This is a genomic window from Duganella sp. GW821-FHT07F09 (genome assembly GCF_059418705.1).
In genome coordinates this window covers 103,047-121,955 of record NZ_JBWKQJ010000008.1, presented here as the reverse complement: position 1 = coordinate 121,955, position 18,909 = coordinate 103,047, and the positions used below count along the sequence as shown (strand labels likewise).

At 62.3% G+C, this 18,909-nt stretch carries 15 protein-coding genes; 13 read left to right on the top strand and 2 right to left on the bottom strand.

From position 1 onward, the window contains the following. Entirely contained in the window at positions 1-2,571 is a 2,571-nt protein-coding gene (locus AC07P1_RS21405; protein WP_494697725.1) for a TonB-dependent receptor, read from the bottom strand. A 514-nt stretch (positions 2,572-3,085) separates the two neighbouring features. On the opposite strand from AC07P1_RS21405, the gene AC07P1_RS21400 reads away from it, so the two are divergent. Both AC07P1_RS21400 and AC07P1_RS21395 read left to right on the top strand, forming a co-directional pair. After that, complete coding sequence (locus tag AC07P1_RS21400; RefSeq protein WP_494697724.1) at positions 3,086-4,036, top strand: GGDEF domain-containing protein; 951 nt, start codon at positions 3,086-3,088, stop codon at positions 4,034-4,036. Beyond that, positions 4,033-5,079, top strand: coding sequence for an AraC family transcriptional regulator (locus AC07P1_RS21395; protein ID WP_494697723.1), 1,047 nt, complete (start codon positions 4,033-4,035; stop codon positions 5,077-5,079). Before AC07P1_RS21400 ends, AC07P1_RS21395 begins: the two co-directional genes overlap by 4 nt. A 203-nt stretch (positions 5,080-5,282) precedes the next feature. On the opposite strand, the gene AC07P1_RS21390 is transcribed toward AC07P1_RS21395, so the two are convergent. Further along, on the bottom strand, positions 5,283-7,130 hold the full coding sequence (locus AC07P1_RS21390; RefSeq protein ID WP_494697722.1) for a rhamnogalacturonan lyase: 1,848 nt from the start codon (positions 7,128-7,130) through the stop codon (positions 5,283-5,285). 262 nt (positions 7,131-7,392) lie between these two features. Here AC07P1_RS21390 and AC07P1_RS21385 point away from each other — a divergent pair, with 262 nt between their 5' ends. The 11 genes from AC07P1_RS21385 to AC07P1_RS21335 all read left to right on the top strand — a co-directional run bounded on the left by AC07P1_RS21385 (position 7,393) and on the right by AC07P1_RS21335 (position 18,814). Continuing rightward, positions 7,393-7,917, top strand: a complete 525-nt coding sequence (locus AC07P1_RS21385) for a sigma-70 family RNA polymerase sigma factor (protein WP_494697721.1) — start codon at positions 7,393-7,395, stop codon at positions 7,915-7,917. A gap of 73 nt (positions 7,918-7,990) precedes the next feature. Beyond that, positions 7,991-8,152, top strand: coding sequence for a hypothetical protein (locus tag AC07P1_RS21380; RefSeq protein ID WP_494697720.1), 162 nt, complete (start codon positions 7,991-7,993; stop codon positions 8,150-8,152). Next, positions 8,149-10,362: a carbohydrate binding family 9 domain-containing protein gene (locus tag AC07P1_RS21375; protein WP_494697719.1), complete on the top strand. Its 2,214-nt coding sequence runs from the start codon at positions 8,149-8,151 to the stop codon at positions 10,360-10,362. The genes AC07P1_RS21380 and AC07P1_RS21375 overlap by 4 nt, the downstream gene beginning before the upstream one ends. A gap of 116 nt (positions 10,363-10,478) precedes the next feature. Next, the gene (locus AC07P1_RS21370) at positions 10,479-11,210 is read left to right on the top strand and encodes a hypothetical protein (RefSeq protein WP_494697718.1); all 732 of its coding nucleotides are present in this window, start codon (positions 10,479-10,481) and stop codon (positions 11,208-11,210) included. 60 nt (positions 11,211-11,270) lie between these two features. Beyond that, positions 11,271-13,781: a beta-galactosidase GalB gene (gene galB, locus AC07P1_RS21365; protein WP_494697717.1), complete on the top strand. Its 2,511-nt coding sequence runs from the start codon at positions 11,271-11,273 to the stop codon at positions 13,779-13,781. A 118-nt stretch (positions 13,782-13,899) separates the two neighbouring features. After that, complete coding sequence (locus AC07P1_RS21360) at positions 13,900-15,090, top strand: GGDEF domain-containing protein (protein ID WP_494697716.1); 1,191 nt, start codon at positions 13,900-13,902, stop codon at positions 15,088-15,090. Between the two features lie 384 nt (positions 15,091-15,474). Further along, positions 15,475-15,771: a hypothetical protein gene (locus AC07P1_RS21355; protein WP_494697715.1), complete on the top strand. Its 297-nt coding sequence runs from the start codon at positions 15,475-15,477 to the stop codon at positions 15,769-15,771. A 73-nt stretch (positions 15,772-15,844) separates the two neighbouring features. Then, positions 15,845-16,390 carry an STM3941 family protein gene (locus tag AC07P1_RS21350; protein WP_494697714.1) on the top strand — a complete coding sequence of 182 codons (546 nt, stop codon included), beginning with the start codon at positions 15,845-15,847 and terminating at the stop codon, positions 16,388-16,390. Positions 16,391-17,139: 749 nt separating this feature from the next. Further along, positions 17,140-17,634 (top strand): hypothetical protein, encoded by a 495-nt coding sequence (locus AC07P1_RS21345; protein WP_494697713.1) that lies wholly within the window; start codon positions 17,140-17,142, stop codon positions 17,632-17,634. Between the two features lie 99 nt (positions 17,635-17,733). Further along, positions 17,734-18,324 carry a hypothetical protein gene (locus AC07P1_RS21340; RefSeq protein ID WP_494697712.1) on the top strand — a complete coding sequence of 197 codons (591 nt, stop codon included), beginning with the start codon at positions 17,734-17,736 and terminating at the stop codon, positions 18,322-18,324. Between the two features lie 52 nt (positions 18,325-18,376). Further along, entirely contained in the window at positions 18,377-18,814 is a 438-nt protein-coding gene (locus tag AC07P1_RS21335) for a hypothetical protein (protein ID WP_494697711.1), read from the top strand. The last annotated feature ends 95 nt before the right edge of the window (positions 18,815-18,909 follow it).

The window sequence follows — 18,909 nt, the reverse complement described above, 5'->3', positions numbered from 1 at the left end:
TTAGAACATGCTCACTTTGAGGCTGACTTTATAGGTGCGGCCGTATTGTTCATATTGCGCGTTTTGCGCTTTGCTGCCCAGATAAACGTAGTATTTTTCGTTGTTCAGGTTGGCCGCTTCGAAGTTCAGCTGCACCTGCTTGCTGATCTGGTACGACAGCGAGAAGTCGACCTGTTTCTGGGCGTCGACGATGCGGTCCTGGCCGGCGTCGAGGATGTCCTCGCCCATTTCCAGCAGATACGGCGATTTGTAGTTGAGCGCCAGGCGGGTGCTCAGCGGACCCTGCTCGTAGCCCAGCATCAGGTTCAGCACGCGGTCCGACTGGCCCGGCATGTTGATGCTGCGCGAGCGCGTGCGGCCGGCGTCGATGTCGTAGCGGCCGATGTTGGCGTCCGAGCGGGTCAGGCTGCCGTTGGCGCCGACGATCAGGCGGTTGAACGGTGCCGGCAACATGCGCAGCGGCTGGTTGTAGGCCAGTTCGATGCCCTTGACGGTGGCCTTGTCGCCGTTGGCGTAGGATACCGCCGAGCTGTAGTCGGCCCATTGGCCGCTGCCGGCCAGGTTGGTGGTGTAGGTGAAGTTCTTGATGTCTTTGTGGAACACATAGGCCGACATGCTGCCGTCGTCGCCCAGTACGCGCTCGATGCCCAGGTCGAGGTTGGTGGATTTCAGCGGCGCCAGGTCCGGGTTGCCGATGGTGGCCTCGGTGTCGCTGGCCAGGCTTACGCCCGGCGCCAGCTGGCTGAAGTTGGCGCGCACCACCGCGTGCGTCCAGGCCGCGCGGATGCTGGTTTTCGCGTCGAGGTCGTAACGGGCCTGCAGCGATGGCAGCCAGTTGGTGTACGAGCGCCGGCGGTTGACCGCATCGAAGCTTTCCTCTTCCTCGTTGACGCGCGAGCCGGCCGCGTCGAACTTGGTGTGTTCGGCGCGCACGCCGGCCAGCAGGTGCCAGGCGTCGATGTCGATGCTGTTTTGTACGTAGGCGGCGTCGATGTCCTCGTGCATGCGGTAGTCGTCGATGGTCGAGTCGACCAGCAAGCGGGCGTCGGCGCGGCTCAGGCCGGCCACCAGGCGGCGGATCGCGGCCTGGTCGATGGCTTTGCCGATGCGGCCCAGTTTGTAGTCGAGATCGTTGCCGGTGACGTAGTCGGCCAGCGCGGTGCTGGCGCCGCCGATTTGCTTGCTGCTGTACGACCACGCCTCGGTGTCGTTGGATTTTTCGCGGCGGCCTGCCTTGGCGCCGAACTTGAGCGTCGAGCTGCCTTCGCCCAGCTCGAACTTGTGGCTCAGGTCGAAGCGCACGTGGTGTTCCTTGTCGGTGGCGTCGCCCTGTTTGAGCGCGATCGAGTTCAGCTTGTAGTTGGCGGCGTCGACCAGGCCGGCCGGGCCGGTCAGGCGCGGGATGTCGGTGCCGGTGAAGCCGACGCCGGCGAAGTCCTTGGCGCCACGGAAGCGGGCGTCGTTGATCGATTCCGGCGCCTCGTCGGTGGCGCGGCTGATGCCGCCTGCAAGGTCGAGCTTCCAGCCGTTCCATTTCTGTTCGGTGCCCAGCACCACCGAGCTGATGGTCTGGGTGTACTTGCGCTGGCGCAGGCGGCGTTCGCCGCGAGCGCTGGCGGTCTGGCCCTCTGCCAGTCCGTCGCCGGCGATGTTGCTGATGGTCAGGCGGTCGCGCACTTCGTCGTCGCTGAAGTCGCTGATGAAGCTGCGAACGAAGTATTTACTCAGGTTGTCGGCGTGGTAGTCGAGGTTGAGCGCGGCGGCGCGGCGTTTGCGCGTCGGCAGGTAGTCGCGCAGTTCGACGCCGGTGAGTTTGCCGTCTTCCCAGGCGCCGCCGGTTTCGACGTTGTCGGAGCCGAATTCACGCTTTTCGTAGCTGACGCCGCCGGCCACGCCCAGCTTGCCGTTCAGGAAGCGGTCGGCGAACAGGATGCTGCCGTTCGGGCTGGTTTTGCCGATGTTCTGGTCGCGGCTGGCGCCGACGGTGGCCGACAGCAGCTTGCCAGGCAGGTCGAAGGCCGACAGCGTTTTGACTTCGACGGTGCCGCCGAGGGAATTGGCGTCCTGGTCGGGCGTCAAGGTCTTGCTGACCGACAGCGAGCGGATCAGGCCGGCCGGCAGCACGTCCAGCGCCACCGCGCGGCGGCCCGATTCCGGCGAGGGCACCAGCGCGCCGTTGATGGTGACCGAATTCAGGTCCGGGCCGAGGCCGCGCACGCTGACGTAGCGGCCTTCGCCTTGGTCGCGCTGCACCGACAGGCCCGGCAGGCGCGCCAGCGCTTCGGCGGCGTTCTTGTCCGGCAGGCCGCCGATGTCGTCGCTGCTGATGACGCTGACGATATTGTCAGCCTGTTCTTGCGCGGCGATCGAGTTGCGCAAGCTGGAGCGCTGGCCCGAAATCACCACGCTGTTGGCGCTGGCGGCCACGCTGGCGGCGGCGCCGTCGTTGGCCTGGCTGGCTTGTCCGCCGGCATGCGATTGTGCGGCCAGCATGGACAACATGGACAGCACGCCGAGGCTGAGCACGGACAGGCGGCAGCCATGACCTTGGTGCGTTGGCTGTTTGGACATTTTGTATTGGGTGGTTTTCATTCTGTGCCGTCATAGTAGGTGGAGGACGGGCGGATTCTAAGTAGTCAATGTGTCAATTGCATGACAGCTTGCCGCGTTGGGCGGCCAAAAGCGCGTTAGGGCGGCTCAATTCGGGTGAGATGAGCTGGATTGACCTGGCAAACAGACTGCCTGTGCCTTAGCCGGAGGTGGCGTGGGGACATCACACTACAAATCCGTCGGGGAACCGGTCTCTTTTGGCTGTCTCTTTCTGTCTCTTTTTGTCTCTTTTTTACTCCAGCCCGCTCTTACGCAACGAGGAGACCGAAAGAGACTAAAACCGACAGAAAGAGACAGCCCAAAGAGACGCGTTCCCGCACGGAGTGGGAGCGCCTTGCCCATTAGCTGTGAGCCGTTTGCACCTGTCGTTGCGTCGAAGCGTGTTGCCGCGCGTTGTGACCCGGTGTCACGACGTTGTCATAAATCTCCTCTATGCTGCGGCCGCACTACCGACGCCGTCATGATGAGCCCGCCCATGCTGCAACTTCACCGTTCCACCCTGATCGCGGCCGGCCTGGCCCTGCTGGTCTGCCTGTTCCTGTACGCCACCCTTGGCGTGGCAAAATCTTTCCAGTATTGGAGATGGACGGACATCGTCAGTGAAGGCGGCACCGCCGTCATGGCGGGCAGCTGGGTGTTGTTTACCTTGAGCAGCCGTCCCGGCGGCCTGGTCACGCGCCTGCTGGCCGGCGGCCTGGCGCTGATCATGATCGGCTCCTTCGCCGATTGCATGGACGAATTCTTCACCATCAGCAAGGCGGCACGGTGGGATCACTGGCTGGAGAGCATGGTGCCAGTCGGCATGCTGGTGGTCACCATCGGCATGTATTACTGGCGGCACGAGCAGTTCCGCCTCAACGAGCATCTGCAAAAGCGCGAACGGCTGTTCCGCGATCACCGCGCCTTCGACCGTATCACCCAGCTGGCCAACGCCGACTATTTGCGGCGCCAGATCCGCCACGAGCAGGCGCGGCGGCCGGGCCGGCCCTGCGCACTGGTGCTGCTGGATATCGACGGCTTCCACTTGATCAACCGCGAATTCGGCCAGCCCGAGGGCGACCGCGTGCTGCAGGCGGTCGGCCACATGCTGTTGCTCAACCTGCGCAACGACGACTTGCTGTGCCGCTATGCCGGTGATCGCTTTGCCTTGCTGCTGCCGGACACCAGTGTAGTAGAGGCCGCGTCGCTGGCCGCGCATCTGGCGGCCATGGTCGGCCAGATGCGCCACCACGCCAAGGGCGGCCGGGTCGGCATCACCCTGCGCCACGCCTGCTCGAATGCGGACGCGGCGCCGGACGTGCTGCTGGCCGAGCTGAGCCGGGCGGTGTCGCAGCAGGCGATGGCTTCGCCGGCGGCTTCGACAACCGTCGTGACGGCCGGTATGGCGGCGGGCCCGTCCGCCCAGGCCGCGACGGCGCCAGCGTGATCGCCTACCGGCAAATCGGCGACAGCTTCATCCCGGCGCAGCACCAGCCGGCGCTGATACTCGACTACGCCCGCAGCCGCGAGCTTGACGAGCAGGGCGACAAAGCCTTGCGCGGCACCGGCCTGGCGGGATGGGAGATGCCCGACGCCGACGTCGCGCTCAGCCCGGCGCAGTACCTGCAATTGCTGGCGAACGTGATGCGCGAACTGGGCAGCCCCGACACCAGTTTCATGCTGGGCCAGCAGATGCTTCCGGGCCACTTCGGCGCGTTCAGCCACGCCTTGCTGCAGGCGCAGAATCTGCGGCAGGCGCTGGAGATCCTGTGCGCCGGCGCGGTTCGTTTGTGTCCGTTGTTGACGCCGCGCCTGCGCGAGGAGGGCGGTTTGGCCGTGCTGTACTGGACCGACAGCTTCGGCGCCCCCAGCCAGCTGCCGGCGCTGGTGGAGATGCACATGACGGCGGTGACGGCGATGTGCCGTTGGCTGGCCGGCGAGCGCTTGCCGTGGCGTTACTGCCTGAACCGCAGCGCGCCGGCGCACGTGGAGCAGCACGAGGTGCATCTGGGCGGCGACCTGCGCTTCAACTGCCACCTGGACGCGATGCTGATCAATCCGGAGTGGCTCGACCGGCCCTGGCCGCGCGGCAACGCGATGGCGGCGTCGGTGGCGCTCAACGGCGCGGCGGCGGAGGCGGGCGCCGACAAGCTGGCGCTGGCCCCGAGCCTGCTGTCGGCGCTGTACGACCACTTGCTGGCTAACATACGGCTCGGTCCCACGCTGGAGTTGAGCGCCGCCGCGTTCGGCGTAAGCGCGGCGACGATGAAGCGCCATCTGGCGCGTCACGGCAGCCATTTTCAGGCCGAGCTCGACCAGGTGCGAGCGCATGTGGCGATCCACCTGTTCCAGGCGCGCGGCTACGACAACGAAGCGGTGGCGCAATACCTCGGCTTCCACGACGCCACCAATTTCCGCCGCTCGTTCAAGCGCTGGACCGGCCTCACGCCCAGCCTGTTGCGTGACGGCCTGCTCAGCGTGCCGCTGTAATGCGCCGCCAGCGGCTCATCGATGTCGGATTACGGCGTTCCGCCTAATCCGCCCTACGTGGAACCGTTGTAACGCCATCGCCACAGGGCCGTCGCGGAGATGCTTTGCACCTCAACTGCCGGTCCGTCGCGAAGACACGTAGGGCGGATTAGCGAAGCGTAATCCGCCGTGGCTGCGCCGCCAACAACCCGTGCATGAACCGACTAAGGCGTATGCACCGGCTCCTGCACAAACGTCCCCATTCCCGCGCCCAGATAGAAACTAGGATGCGGCGGCTGGTTGTACCCGGCGTTCTGCGCCGCCACCTGCGCCCGGTATTGCGGATTGTGCATCAAGGTCGGCAAGCGCGTGGTCGTCGGCGCCGTGGTGCTGTAAATCAACAGCGCCGTATTCGCGCTATTCCTCCACACCACCTCCTCGCGCCAATCCCCCAGCAAATCGGCGCTCAACACCGGCGTCGCCTTGGTACTGTTGTTGGAAGCCGCACCAGCATCCGCCGCGTTCACCAACACACTCGAACTGCTGCTCGACGGATTCCACTTGCTGATCTGCGTACCATCTAGCGCCTCCCGCAACAAATCCCCATCCCACCACGCCGCGAAGTTCATCTGGCTCGGCCGGTTGGTGCCGATCTGCACCCCGGTCGCGCTGCGCAAGCCGCCGCGGCTACCCCAGCATTCCTCGCCCGGATAGGCCGGATCGATGTCCATGCACACGCCGCGCCCCACGTCCACGCCTTCGCCGCTGGTGCCCCACAGCAGCGCGCCGGTGGCCGCGTTGTGCATGCCGGTGCCGCTGGCGCCGTAGCAGCTCGGCGTCTCGTGCACCATGTACACCTGCAACCCCGCCAGATTCGGATTGAATTTGCCCACGTGTAAAGCATCGCCGTGGCACAAGCCGGTCGAATAGAGCAACTGCCCATAGCTGTCGATGGTGGCCGCCCCGTAGACGATGTCGTCCTTGCCGTCGCTGTTGACGTCGGCCACGCTGAACCAGTGCGCGCCCTGGCCGCGCGCGGCGCTGCCGGCGACGTCGGTGTCGAACACCCAGCGGCTCGTCAGCGCGCCGTCGCGCCAGTCCCAGGCGGCGATGACGGCGCGCGTGTAGTAGCCGCGCGAAAACACCGCGCTCGGGCGCGCGCCGTCCAGATTGGCCACGCCGCCGAGGAAGCGGTCGACCCGGTTGCCGTAGTTGTCGCCCCAGCTCGAGACGGTGCCGCGCGCCGGCAGGTAGTTGGTGGTCTTCATCGCCTTGCCGGTCTGGCCGTTGAACACGGTCAGGAACTCCGGCCCCGTCAGGATGTAGCCGGAACCGTTGCGGTGGTCGGCGCTCGCCGAGCCGATCGTCGCGCCGGTGCCGTCGACGGTGGCGTCGGCCGTCTTCATCATGATCTCGGCCTTGCCGTCGCCGTCGAAGTCGTAGGCCACCATCGTTGTGTAGTGGGCGCCGGCGCGGATGTTGCGCCCCAGGTCGATGCGCCACAGGCGCGTGCCGTCGAGTTTATACGCGTCGACCAGGGTGTTGCCGGTGTAGCCGGACTGCGAATTGTCCTTGGCGTTGGTCGGCTGCCATTTGACGATGAGCTCGTATGCGCCGTCGCCGTCGAGGTCGGCCGGCGTGCCGTCGTTGATCTCGTAGGTGTAGGCCACGCCGTCGGTCGAGGTGCCGCCGGCCGGACGCTGCACCGGCACCGTCTTGTACGGCGCCGACCAGGTGGCGCCGGCGCCGGCACCGGTTTGCTCCGTGCCGTTGACGACCGCGCGCACCGAGTACGCGCTGGAGGCGGTGCCGCCCGCGTCCGTGTAGTTGAGCTGGGCGAGCGGAGCGCTGTTGAGCTTGGTGCTGCCGCGATAGACGTTGAACGCCACGCCGCCGGCGTCGGTGGCCAGCAGGCGCCAGCTGACGAACACGCCGCCGGCAGTCTGGATGGCCACGGCGCCACGGTTGAGCAACTCGATCTGTTTGCCGGGCGAGGTGACGACGGCGCCGACCTGCGCGCAACTGGCCAGGGCCAGCGTGAAGAAGACGGCGGGGACCTTGGAGGAAGTCATGGATTTCACCTTTCAGTGTGGGGGAAGACAAGCTTGGCAGGCTAGGTTAGCGCAAAGACATGCTTAAAAAGCATGTCAGGTATTTCGTTCGATGATTACTCATCGAGATGAGTAATGCGTCGCATTCACACCACCAATCGCATCGGACTTGGCAACTCATCAAGGGAACATGTAGACACTTTATTAAAAATAAATGATAATGATTCGCATTCAGAAGTTAGCTTAAGAATAAACATGCTGATTAACCAATGCGGAGGCTTTGATGTCGTTGGAGTTGCAACAAACAGTCCTTGGGGACATCTTTATCCAGCACCGGGCGCAACTGCGCCGCATCGCGCACAAAATCGTCGGCACGTCCCACGTCGCCGACGAGGTCATCCAGGACGCCTACCTGAAGGTGGTCGAGATGACGGGCGTGCGCGACATCCTCAAACCGTTTTGCTATTGCTGCCAGGTGGTGCGCAACATGGCGCTGGACCATTGCCGCCGCCAAGCGGTCGAGTCGTCCTACCGCATCTACCCGGACGACGGCGAACTGCCGCAGGTGTCCGGCGGCAGCATCCCCGACCAGCAACTGCACGGCATGCAGGTGATCGACGCCATCGACCGCATCCTGTGCGGCCTGCCGTCGCGCACCCGCCATGTGTTCGAGCTCTCGCGCCTGGGCGGCCTGACCCAGCGCGACATCGCCCAGGAGATCGGCTGCTCGGCCACCCTGGTCAACTTCATGCTGCGCGACGCCACCCAGGCCATCGCCTGCTGCCGCGAGCTGGTCGACATCGGCTAGGCGCGGCGCGTTCTTCCACTATCTTCCACTAAACAAATCACCCGCTGTCGCGTCTTGAATAAGAGCGACCAGCATGCCGGAACACAAGCCGGCACCGCGAGAGGTCGCGTTCATTCACGGCACCAGGATGCGCATGACGACCAGTTGTTTTGACCGCGAAAACGAAACTTCCATTGTTCTGATCGGCGGCGCGCCCGTCGGCGCGCCGTCGCTCGACCTCTCCGCAGTCGCATGACGCGCCGTGGTCTGGCCAGCGCCGCCCGGTTCGTGGCGGCGCTGGCCGCCGTGCCGTCGGCCGCTGTTTCGTCGATCGCTTCGGCCGCGGTCGAGGCGTTGCCGGCCGCGCTGTCGCTGCCGGCGGCGGGCGGGGGAGGCGGCGCTTCCGCGCTGGACGGCGCGACGCTCATCGACGGCTTCGTGCAGGTGGCGCCGGTCGCCGGGGCCGCGCCGAGCCGGCGCACCGAACTGCGCCTGGCGCACGACGCCAAGTCCCTGTACATCCGCGTGCGCGCCTACGACTCCATCCCATCAAGTATTGTGGCCCAGCAGATGCGCCGCGACGTCGAGGGTATGCTGCAGGAGGACCGGGTCACCTTGGTGTTCGATCCGGAGGGCGACGGCCGCAACGGCTACCTGTTCGCCGTCAACCCCAACGGCGCGCAGTTCGACGCCCTGATCTTCGACGGCGGCCGCATGCGTTTCGACTGGGACGCCTTGTGGCGCAGCGAGGCGCGCATCGAGGTCGACGGCTGGAGCGCCGACATCACGATTCCGCTATCGGTATTCGGCCGTGGCCGCCCGGTGGGCGCGGGCGCGCTGCGCCACTGGCGCGTCAACGCCGAGCGGTGGATGCCGCGCGGCAGCGAGCGCGTGCGCCTGGCCGGCATCCAGCCCGATAAAGAGGTCTACTCGCTGGGCGACGCGCTGCCGATGCCGGCCATCGTCGCCGCCGGGGACGGCTGGGGCCTGCGCATGAAGGGCTCGCTGCGCGCCACTGCCGAATCGTCGGCCGCCTCGGGCACGGGCCGCACGCGGCGGCGCCTGGAGCCGGGACTGGAACTGTTCCACGAAAGCGAAGGCGGCCTGCGCACCACGGCCGCGCTCAACATCGATTTCGGCGAGGCCGAGGCCGACGAGCGCGCCGTCAACCTGACGCGCTTCGAGCTGTTCCGGCCCGAGAAGCGGGAATTCTTCCTGCACGACGCCGGCCGCTACACCTTCGGCGGCCTGGTCGACGGCGCCGTGGTGCCGTACTACTCGCGCCGGGTGGGACTGGACGCCACCGGACGCGGACGCAGCCTGGACGCCGGCCTGAAGTTCTCCGGCCAGGTGGCCGGCGCCGACTTCGGCCTGCTGGGCGCGCGCGTGGCTGGCGGCGCGACAGCGCCGGACCAGCCGGATCAACGGGCCGCGGACGTGGCGGTGGTGCGCCTGGCGCGTCCGCTCGACAGCCGCCACCGGGTCGGCATGATGCTTACGCGCGGCAACGCCGAGGGCACGGGCGGCAGCGGCACGCACGGCGTCGACTACCAGTTCCGCGACAGCGACTGGACGCCGCCGGGCGGCGTGGGGGGCGGCAAGACGCTGGAGGCGCACGCGTGGGCGCTGGAGTCGCGCAACGCGGGCCCGGGCACCGGCCGCGCCTGGGGCGCCAGCGTTAACTATCCGAATGTCGGCCTGAACGGGGCGGCGGAGCTGCAACGCATCGGCGCCAACTTCGACCCGGCGCTTGGCTATCTGGCCGAGTCCGGCGTGACGCGCGGCGAAGGCACGCTTGGCTGGTGGCACCGCACCGGCGCCGGCGAAAGCATCATCCCGGGCATGGACTGGAATTTCCGCCGCAAACAGGACGGCGGCGAGCGTTCGGTCATGCTTAACCCGGAGATCGCCTACACGGCGGCGGCCGGCGACACCGCGCTGGCCGAGGTGTTTTACGAGACCGACCGGCTGGCCGCCGCGTACAGCCCGGTGCCGGGCGTGGTCATCCAGCCGGGCAGTTATAGTTGGCGCTATCTGTATGGTTATGTCGAGACGTCCCCTTCGCGACCGTTGTCGGCGTCGGCGGACGTGCGCGGCGGCGGCTACTACGACGGACACCGCCAGGACCAGAGCGTGTCGCTGGCGTGGAAGCCGGACGCGCGCTGGGGCTGGCGCGCGGGATTGACGCGCAACGCCATCCGCCTGCCGTCCGGCCGCTTCACCGTGCGCATGGCCACCTTGCGCCTGGATCACACGCCCAGCACGCGCATGGCCGAAAGCCTGCTGTTGCAGTGGGATAACGTCTCGCAGGAGCTGGGCGTGAGCGCGCGCGTGCGCTGGCTGTGGGCGGCGGACCGGGAACTGATCTTCTCGCTCGACCGTCTGGGCTATACGGGCGAGCGGCGCGACACGCTGCCCGGCCAGACCCGCGCGATGCTCAAACTGGTGTGGAATCTGGAGCGCTAAAGCCGATCACGGCCTGGCGGCGCGGCCGGCGGCGGAAGGAAAACGATTAATGTTTCTCTGGCTGCTCTATAATTAAAACGTTTCCATTAAGCCAAAAATAGCGCCAGGCCAACTCAATGACGTCTTCCCCCCAGACATTACCGTTCCGCGCCACCACCGAACAAGCCTGCGAGTGGCTCGCGCGGCAGGGCGTGGGCGGCGCGCCCTGGACCTTGGCGCGCCTGATCGAGAGCGGCGCCACGCCGTATGTCTGGCTCGATTACGACGCCGCCTATCCCGAGTTGTTCGGCGACGCCAACGGCGGCTACGCGGCGCCGATCTTCTTCGAGGGCGATACCGCGCGCCTGGCCGCCGGCAGCGAGGACGTGCTCATCACCATCACCAAGGATGCCTACAAGATCGTCGCCAAGCTGCCGCCACCCGGTTTCCGGCGTGCGCTGCACGAGCTGCGCTTTCAGAAGAAGGATCTGGAGCAGTTGGCCGCGCGGCTCAAACGCGAAGCCCAACCGCAACCCGTCAAGGCCGAAGGCGTGAAGGAATCGCAGGACGGCATCGGCCGCGACGAGATCCTGGCCGCCTTCGACGGCCTGGCCAGGCTCGATCTGGCGCAATCGCTCGAAGACGGCATCGGTATCTTCGGCGACGATGGCGCCCGCGTCAAAGGCAGCGGCGGCAAGGGCAAGAAGAACAAGCACAACACCCTGTGGAATCCCGTGACCCTGGCGCTGGGCTTGAACGAGGTGTACCGCGTTCCCGTTCCCCGCCTGAAGAAGGCGTTCGCCACGCATGATTTTCTGTATGCCTGGCGGGCGGACTGGGAGTTATCGCTGACGCTGTTGAACAAATAAGTGAGTTTTACCCCGCCCCGGCACCACGCTGTTATCCATCGACTCTTTCAAACGGACCCTATGAGATATTTACGCCACCTGTTGATGCTCGCCGCCGTCGCCCTCAGCCTGAACGCTCCCGCCCACGCGGACGAGCGCGCCGTGCGCGAGCGGATTTCCTTCAATGCCGACTGGCGCTTTATCAAGGGCGAGCCGCCGGGGGCCGTCGGCGACGCGGCGTTCGACGACAGCCGCTGGCGCAAACTCGATCTGCCGCACGACTTCGGCATCGAAGGCCCGTTCAAGCAAGAGTACGAGGGCGAGACCGGCAAGCTGCCGTGGTGGGGCGTGGCGTGGTACCGCAAGCACTTCGCGGCGCCGGCCAGCGACGCCGGGCGCCGGGTGTTCATCGATATCGACGGCGCGATGTCGCACGCCACGGTCTTTCTCAACGGGCAGAAGGTCGGCGGCTGGCCCTATGGCTACTCGTCGTTCCGCCTGGAGCTAACCCCCTATCTGAAGCCGGGCGCGCAAAACGTGCTGGCGGTCCGCATCGACAATCCGCCGGAGTCGTCGCGCTGGTATCCGGGCGGCGGTATTTACCGCAACGTCTGGCTGGTCAAGACGACGCCGCTGCATGTGGCCAACAACGGCATCTTCGTGCTGACGCCGACGGTGACCGCCGATGCCGCCACCGTCGAGATCCGCGCCACCCTGGACAACCAGGGCGCCGATGCCGAGGCCAAGGTCAGCACCGCCGTCTACGCGCTGGACGCGGTCGGCCGCCGCACCGGCGCGGCGCTGGCGCAGACCGCTGTGTCCGCCGCCGCCAAGATCGTGGCCGGCAAGCAGGCGATCTTGACGCAGTCGCTGCAACTGGCGCGTCCGCAATTGTGGAGCTTGCGCACGCCCAAGCGCTATGTGGCCGTCACCACGGTGACCGCCAAGGACCAGGTGGTCGACGTGGTCGAAACCCCGTTCGGCGTGCGCACCATCGCCTTCGACGCGGCGCGCGGCTTCCTGCTCAATGGCGAGCGCGTGATGCTGCAAGGCGTCAGCCAGCACCACGACCTGGGCGCGCTGGGCGCGGCGCTGAACGTGCGCGCGCTGGAGCGCCAGTTCGAAATTCTGCAGGAAATGGGCGTCAACGCCATCCGCACCACGCACAACCCGCCGGCGCCCGAGCTGCTGGAACTGGCCGACCGCATGGGCATGCTGATCATCGTCGAGGCCTTCGACGCCTGGCGCATTCCCAAGACTAAGAACGACTACGCCACGCTGTACGACGCCTGGCACGAAAAAGACTTGCGCGCGATGGTGCAGCGCGACCGCAACCATCCGAGCGTGATCGCCTGGAGCATCGGCAACGAGATCATGGAGCAGGGCCAGCCGGAAGGCTGGAAGGTAGCCGTCCACCTGGCCGACATCGTGCGCAGCGAGGACCGTTCGCGTCCGACCACGGCCGGTTTCAACAAGATCAACTCCGGCTATGACGGCTTCCAGACCGCCATCGACGTGTTCGGCTACAACTACAAGCCGGCCGAGTATGGCCGGCTGCATCAGAGCGCGCCTTACCTGCCGCTGTACGGCAGCGAAACGTCGTCCACCGTCAGCTCGCGCGGCGAGTACTTCTTCCCCGTCAGCGACGACAAAACCAAGGGCGCGTTCAACTTCCAGGTCAGCAGCTACGACTTGACGGCGCCGCCTTGGGCCTGGTCGCCGGACGTCGAATTCGCCGGGATCGACAACAACCCCTTCGTCGCCGGCGAGTTCGTCTGGACCGGTTTCGACTACCTGGGCGAGCCGACGCCGTACAACGACGACGCCACCAATGTCTTCAACTTCACCGATCCGGCGCAGCAGCAGCAGGCCGCCAAGGAGTTGGCCGAGCTTCGCAAGATCAGGATGCCGTCGCGCAGCTCGTACTTCGGCATCGTCGACCTGGCCGGTTTCAAAAAGGACCGGTTCTATCTGTACCAGGCGCGCTGGCGGCCCGAGCTGCCGATGGCGCATCTGCTGCCGCATTGGAACTGGCCGGAGCGGGTGGGGCAGGTGACGCCGGTGCATCTGTACACGTCGGGCGACGAGGCGGAGTTGTTCCTCAACGGCCAGTCGCTGGGACGCAAGAAGCGCGGCCCGCGCGACTATCGTCTGCGTTGGGATGATGTGGTGTACAAGCCGGGCACGTTGCGCGCGGTGGTGTACAAGCAGGGCAAGCAGTGGGCTGAGGACACGGTTCGCACCACCGGCGCGGCGGCCAAGCTTAAGTTGTCCGCCGACCGCAGCGCCCTGAGCGCCGACGGCAAGGACTTGTCGTTCGTAACGTTGACAATCGCCGACAAGGACGGACTGGCGGTGCCGCGCTCGCACAACAAGGTCAAGTTCACCGTCAGCGGGCCGGCCGAGCTGGTGGCCACCGACAACGGCGACGCGACCAGCCATGTATCGTTCCAATCGCCGGAGCGGCCCGCGTTCAACGGCCTGGCGCTGGCGATCGTGCGCACGCGGGCGGGGCAGGGTGGCAAGATCGTCGTCACCGCCACCAGCGAGGGGCTCGGCAGCGCGAAGGTGGAGTTGAACAGCAAGCCGTAGTCCAATCCGGGGTCAGGTCCACCATTTCTACACGAGCCCGGCCATATGGCCGCCGCCTCAAATCATACGGGATTACTGGGATAAGGCGGCCCTTTGGGTTATTTTGAAAGTGTGAGTAGTGGCTATAACCGACGTATCGACCCTGTTCTTTGGCATGACGCTCAACCTGTCGATCATGGCCGTGGCGCTGCCCTATTTCATGGGTCGGGTGAACCGTGCTGCGCGATATGCCCAAGCCGGGATCATCCTGCAAACGGTGGGTTGGGTTTTCCTGCTGTGGTCAAGCACCTTTGAACGGGGCGGATGGGCCGACCACTTATTGTCAACGATGGCAATGGGCAGCGTCTCGGGCGGCATGGTATTCAACGCCATGGCCTTTCAATTGTGGTACGGTCGTGAGGCAAGCGCCCGCGCCCCCGCCGCCATCGCCGTGCTGATGACAGTCGGCTACAGCATCGGTTTTTCCGACTATCGGTTCAGGGTAGGCTGGGCGAACGGCCTGCTGGCATTGCAGTTTGCGGCCATAATAGTTTCGCTGTGCCGTGCGCCACAGGTGGCAGTCGGACGCTGGCGTTGGCTGTTAATCATATGCCTTACGGTTCAGATGGTAGTACTTGCCTGCCGCGGCGTGCTGGGTGCGTTCTACACTGCCGAGTTTCCGAATTTTTTTGGGCCGTACCTGATCAACCGAGTGTTTGCCTTGTCATCGAACTCAATGATGATGATGTCGGTGGTGGCCATTCTCCTTGCGCACCGCGACGAGGCAGCCCGGGAACTGGAACGGTTGGCTACGCTGGACGGTTTGACAGGCGCTTTGAATCGCCGCGCTTGGGTGGTGAAGTCCGAGATCGACCTGGCCAGCAGTGTGCGATACAAGCAGCCGCTCGGCGTGTTGATGCTTGACCTCGACTATTTCAAGCAAATCAACGACAAGCACGGCCATGCGGGTGGCGACAGGGCGTTGCAAGTTTTCGTCGCTGGCTTACGGGCTGTGAGCCGTGTTGGAGATCTGTTCTGCCGTTACGGCGGCGAGGAATTTTGCGTGCTACTCAACGGTGCCGACTTCGCTTCGATCATCGCTTACGACGAACGCCTGCGGCAGTGGCTTGCGCTGCACTCGATCAACGAACTTGGTTTTGAACTCTCTTACAGCGGCGGCATCGCGATGCGCATGGACAGCACAGACACCATAGAGCGGATGCTTCAGCGTGCCGACGTCGCCCTGTACAAGGCCAAGTCGCAGGGGCGTGGCTGTACGCTTTCCAGTTCGGAAATGCTCGATACGCGTTCTACATCCATGGCATCATAAATTTCACGCGTAGCGCGCCAAGCAGACATAGGATGAGGAGTTTTAGATGCTGAGTTTTAGTACTCCTTATCGCAGGTCCTGGCCTTTCGTTGATTTGCGTCGTCGCGATGGCGCAGAATGTGGACCGCCTGTCTCATCTCAGGTCGCCGATACCTTGGCCCGCGACAGCCAATTTTCCGGCACCGTACTGGTGGCCAAGGGGAGGGGCGCGTCCTCCTGTCACGAGGTTACTGTGACGCCTTTGTCGTTTTAGTCCGGTTTGGGGCGGCTTCAGCCTGATGTGAGAATTCGTGAGTTTTGCAGATGGGCAAGCTGCTATCCTAGCAGCGCAACGGGCCGTGTTCGGCTAAGAGCAGCCTCTCACAAACATAAGAAGGATTTGCTGTGGAGCATCTCGTTATCTACTTTAGGCACGGAATTCGCGACATCATTCCATACTCAGAGTTTATCTCTAAATGCCGTATTTCAATGGCTGAATCTGGGATAGGAGAGTATCTCGGTGATGATATGGCGATTGATGGCGGTGACGCTGAAGGCGTCTTTGCTGGCGCGTCTTCAAAGGAGCTTTTTGCGTTTATAAGGCAGGACCTGTGCACTTTGCCGTTCATGAAGGGAGCAAAGGTCACTTTTGTTTTCGGTGAGCTCGAACAAGGCAATCCAAGTGAAGAATCTTTTATCTGACGATGCAAAATAAGGCGGCGTTCGGCCAAAAGCAGTCGGTCAACATAAAACATATGTGCAGTCACATTCAAAAATGGAACCTCTCAATATTCGTTTGCGCAAGGCGCGGCTCGCCGGAGCGCTGATAGGCTTGTTGGCAATCCTTATCCCGCTGGGAATCTGGGCACTTACCGTCGAAGGCTCCCTTTTGGCAGCGGAAGGCCGTTCGCAAGCACTGGTTCGTGTGCTGGGAGTTACATTGCTGTTCGTTGGGGCATTGATTACAGCCTTCGTTTTGCCAAGACTCTTTAGTTCTTCGCCGGCCTTAGTCATAGATGAAACGGGTATCTTCGACAATGCAACTCTCCTTGGAAGTGGCTACGCTCGTTGGTGCGACATCCGCGAGTTGCATTTTGGGGAAGCAGAGCGACAACGGCTGTTGTTCGTCATTTTGAATCAGCCACACCAGTACCTTCAACGGCAACCAAGAATTAAACGCATACTCGGTAGAGCAAGGGAGCGTCGTGGAGACCCAAGCTTCTTCTCGATTCCGATTAAGCACCTTTCAATCTCGGAGAATGACCTGTCGGATTATCTCGCTCGATATATGTCCGCTTATCATGCGAGCACTACGGCATAGATGCAATCGGCCAGCGGCTGCTGCTCGCCAAGTAGAGAATTAGCTAGTTAGTCCGAAAGGATCTGATGATGGGCACTGTGTGTGGTATATGCGGTCGAAAGCTGGACGAGCAAGACGACCCGCTTTCGCTTGGCTGTGGTGGAGACTGTTGGGGCTGCATTGGTGAAATTGAAGCAGATATGGGCGATGATTATTCGCTAACCATAGTCAGAGAGGGATTCACCAAAGGGCTCCGTCCAGATTGGGTTGATTCAAGTAAGAAATCCTCTACGGAGGACAATAAATAACCAGGCGGCCATCGGCCAGAAGCCGCCGTTCGAGACCCACCTCACTACCTTGAACGGGAAGCCCGCATAAAGGCCGCAGCTTGTCCGCGTCGATTGATGAGCAAGAAGTATCAGATGTTGACCGGATTCAGGGAATGTTGAAATACTACCTAAGCCTAAAGTCTACATTCGTGCAATCGACTCAGAGCCCAGTGATATTCTTTACCTTGACCCGGAGTGTAATTCCTGGCTGTTGTTAATTCCATCCAATGAGACAAGTTTTCGGGCACCTAGTTTAGTTAAATGCAATGGTAAATTGATTGGCGAAGATATCTTGAGGTTGTTCGGCCAATCCCGTTGCGAACTTGAGGTTCCTATTGCTCCGCGCAGCGCCCAGCGTGGCTCGATTCACATTTAGCCAGCTGCGGATAAGTCATTCTTCTACCAGACCAATACCCAAAAGAGAGATATTGTAGAGCCATGATGAAACATCTCAAACCAAGGTGCGCGGCCTTGTTAGTAGCTCTTTTTGCGTCAAATTTTTCATACGGCGCAGCTCCCAAAATTCATACAATTGTGAATAAAGGGGTAGTGTTTCAACATTTTGAGTTTTTGCTCTCAGAGAGTAATATTTTGCTTCCGAAAGATATTAAGAATCGTGACCGACTAGACGACACTTCTGATAACTTCAAATATGGACAATTCGAAGTATTTGTTCCGTCGAAATTTTTGACATTGCCACTCAAATGCAAGGGGAACTATATCGTACGAATGCCCCAAACACTTAATGAGAATGAAGTTGAGATAGAACGCAAAAAATCCCTTTACTATTCCATTCGGGATGCAACAAAAGCGAGGAAAAAGGCGGTACGTGTTGTTTTGGAAATGTCTAATGCTTCCGGCTATGCTTGTAATCTCTTCTTCCGCGTTGATGGAAAAGATAAGTACGTAGATTATGTGGGTAAGATTAGGTCCTGAGAATTAATTTTAACGACCGGCGGCTATGGGGCGTTAGCACAGTCGGCTCCTGGTACTGACTACCGGCCGCAAAGGTGCGACTTCAGCCTGACGTGACAAATGGTGAACTTTTCATGCAGGCAAGATGCTATCCTAACCATCCAGGCGGCATCCGGCCAACAGCAGACGTCTTTATTAATTGAACTGAGTTACTTACCCATGAATTCAGATGCGTACAGATTCACGATTGACCGCCAGCTCGATGCAGGAGAGTTCGACCGTCTGCGGACCGAAAATCTGCCGAGTTTACTCGCGCTGAATGCTCGATATACCCCTCACGTTGACGTCGCCAGCGCTTTTCCAATTACTCCAATCTATGTGGATTTTCTGAGGGCTCGGTGGCGCCAGGACAAAGAATTTGGCCGCGCGACAGATGACGTGGCGATATCGGGCTTAGGTTTTGCGTTCGGACTGCTTCTCGGTGCGTGCACTCAATTGAAATGGTGCATCGCAAGCGACGCAGACGGAACATTTTTGACTATGGCACGGGCAGAGACTGCTGACTACCACTTGGTTTCCGTGCCGCCTTTCAGCTACGTGGCAAAGCGCCAGCAGGTCGAAAATGCAGAGGTGTTCCGCCACTTTTTCGAACAGATGTCGGCGAACGTTATTGGCTTCGTGCGTCCAAAAAACTGGCTGCTTGAGGCCTAGCCGATAACGGCCAGATGCAGACGCTCACAAGAGAATTCTCTATTGATGCAGTATGAAACTTATATCGACTATTTCGAAGGTCTTTCTGAGCCTGACTGAAGGAATTGGCTACGCCGAAGGCTTACGAGAGGCCTTAACCCACAAAGATGCAGCCAGAGTTGAAGCATTATTTGATGCCGCCATTCAAAGCGATGCGGTTGATGACATTATTCCTTTGATGCGAGAACTATGCATGGCGAACTGGCACTTCAAGCATGAAGATGTGGTTTCGTTGTTGCAAAAATATGGCGAGATAGACGATATTCCTTCGCTTGAGAATTTAGCTGGAAAGAGCTTTCCTTACCAGGCGTATGATGAGAGCTTTGGCCTAGGTAGAAAAGTCACATGGGCGCTCGCCGATATCGGTGGCAAGGAAGCACGTGAGGCGCTAGGGCGAATTGAAGCAGGCGATAATCCCACTATGGCTGGATACGCGCGACAGCGTCTGTAGAACTGGGATGCGGAAAGCTCCAGAAAGCGGAACTGCCATTGACTGCCGTTTCTGCTGTCGCAGCCAAAAGCTGACCCTCATCGCCTCGAACGCAA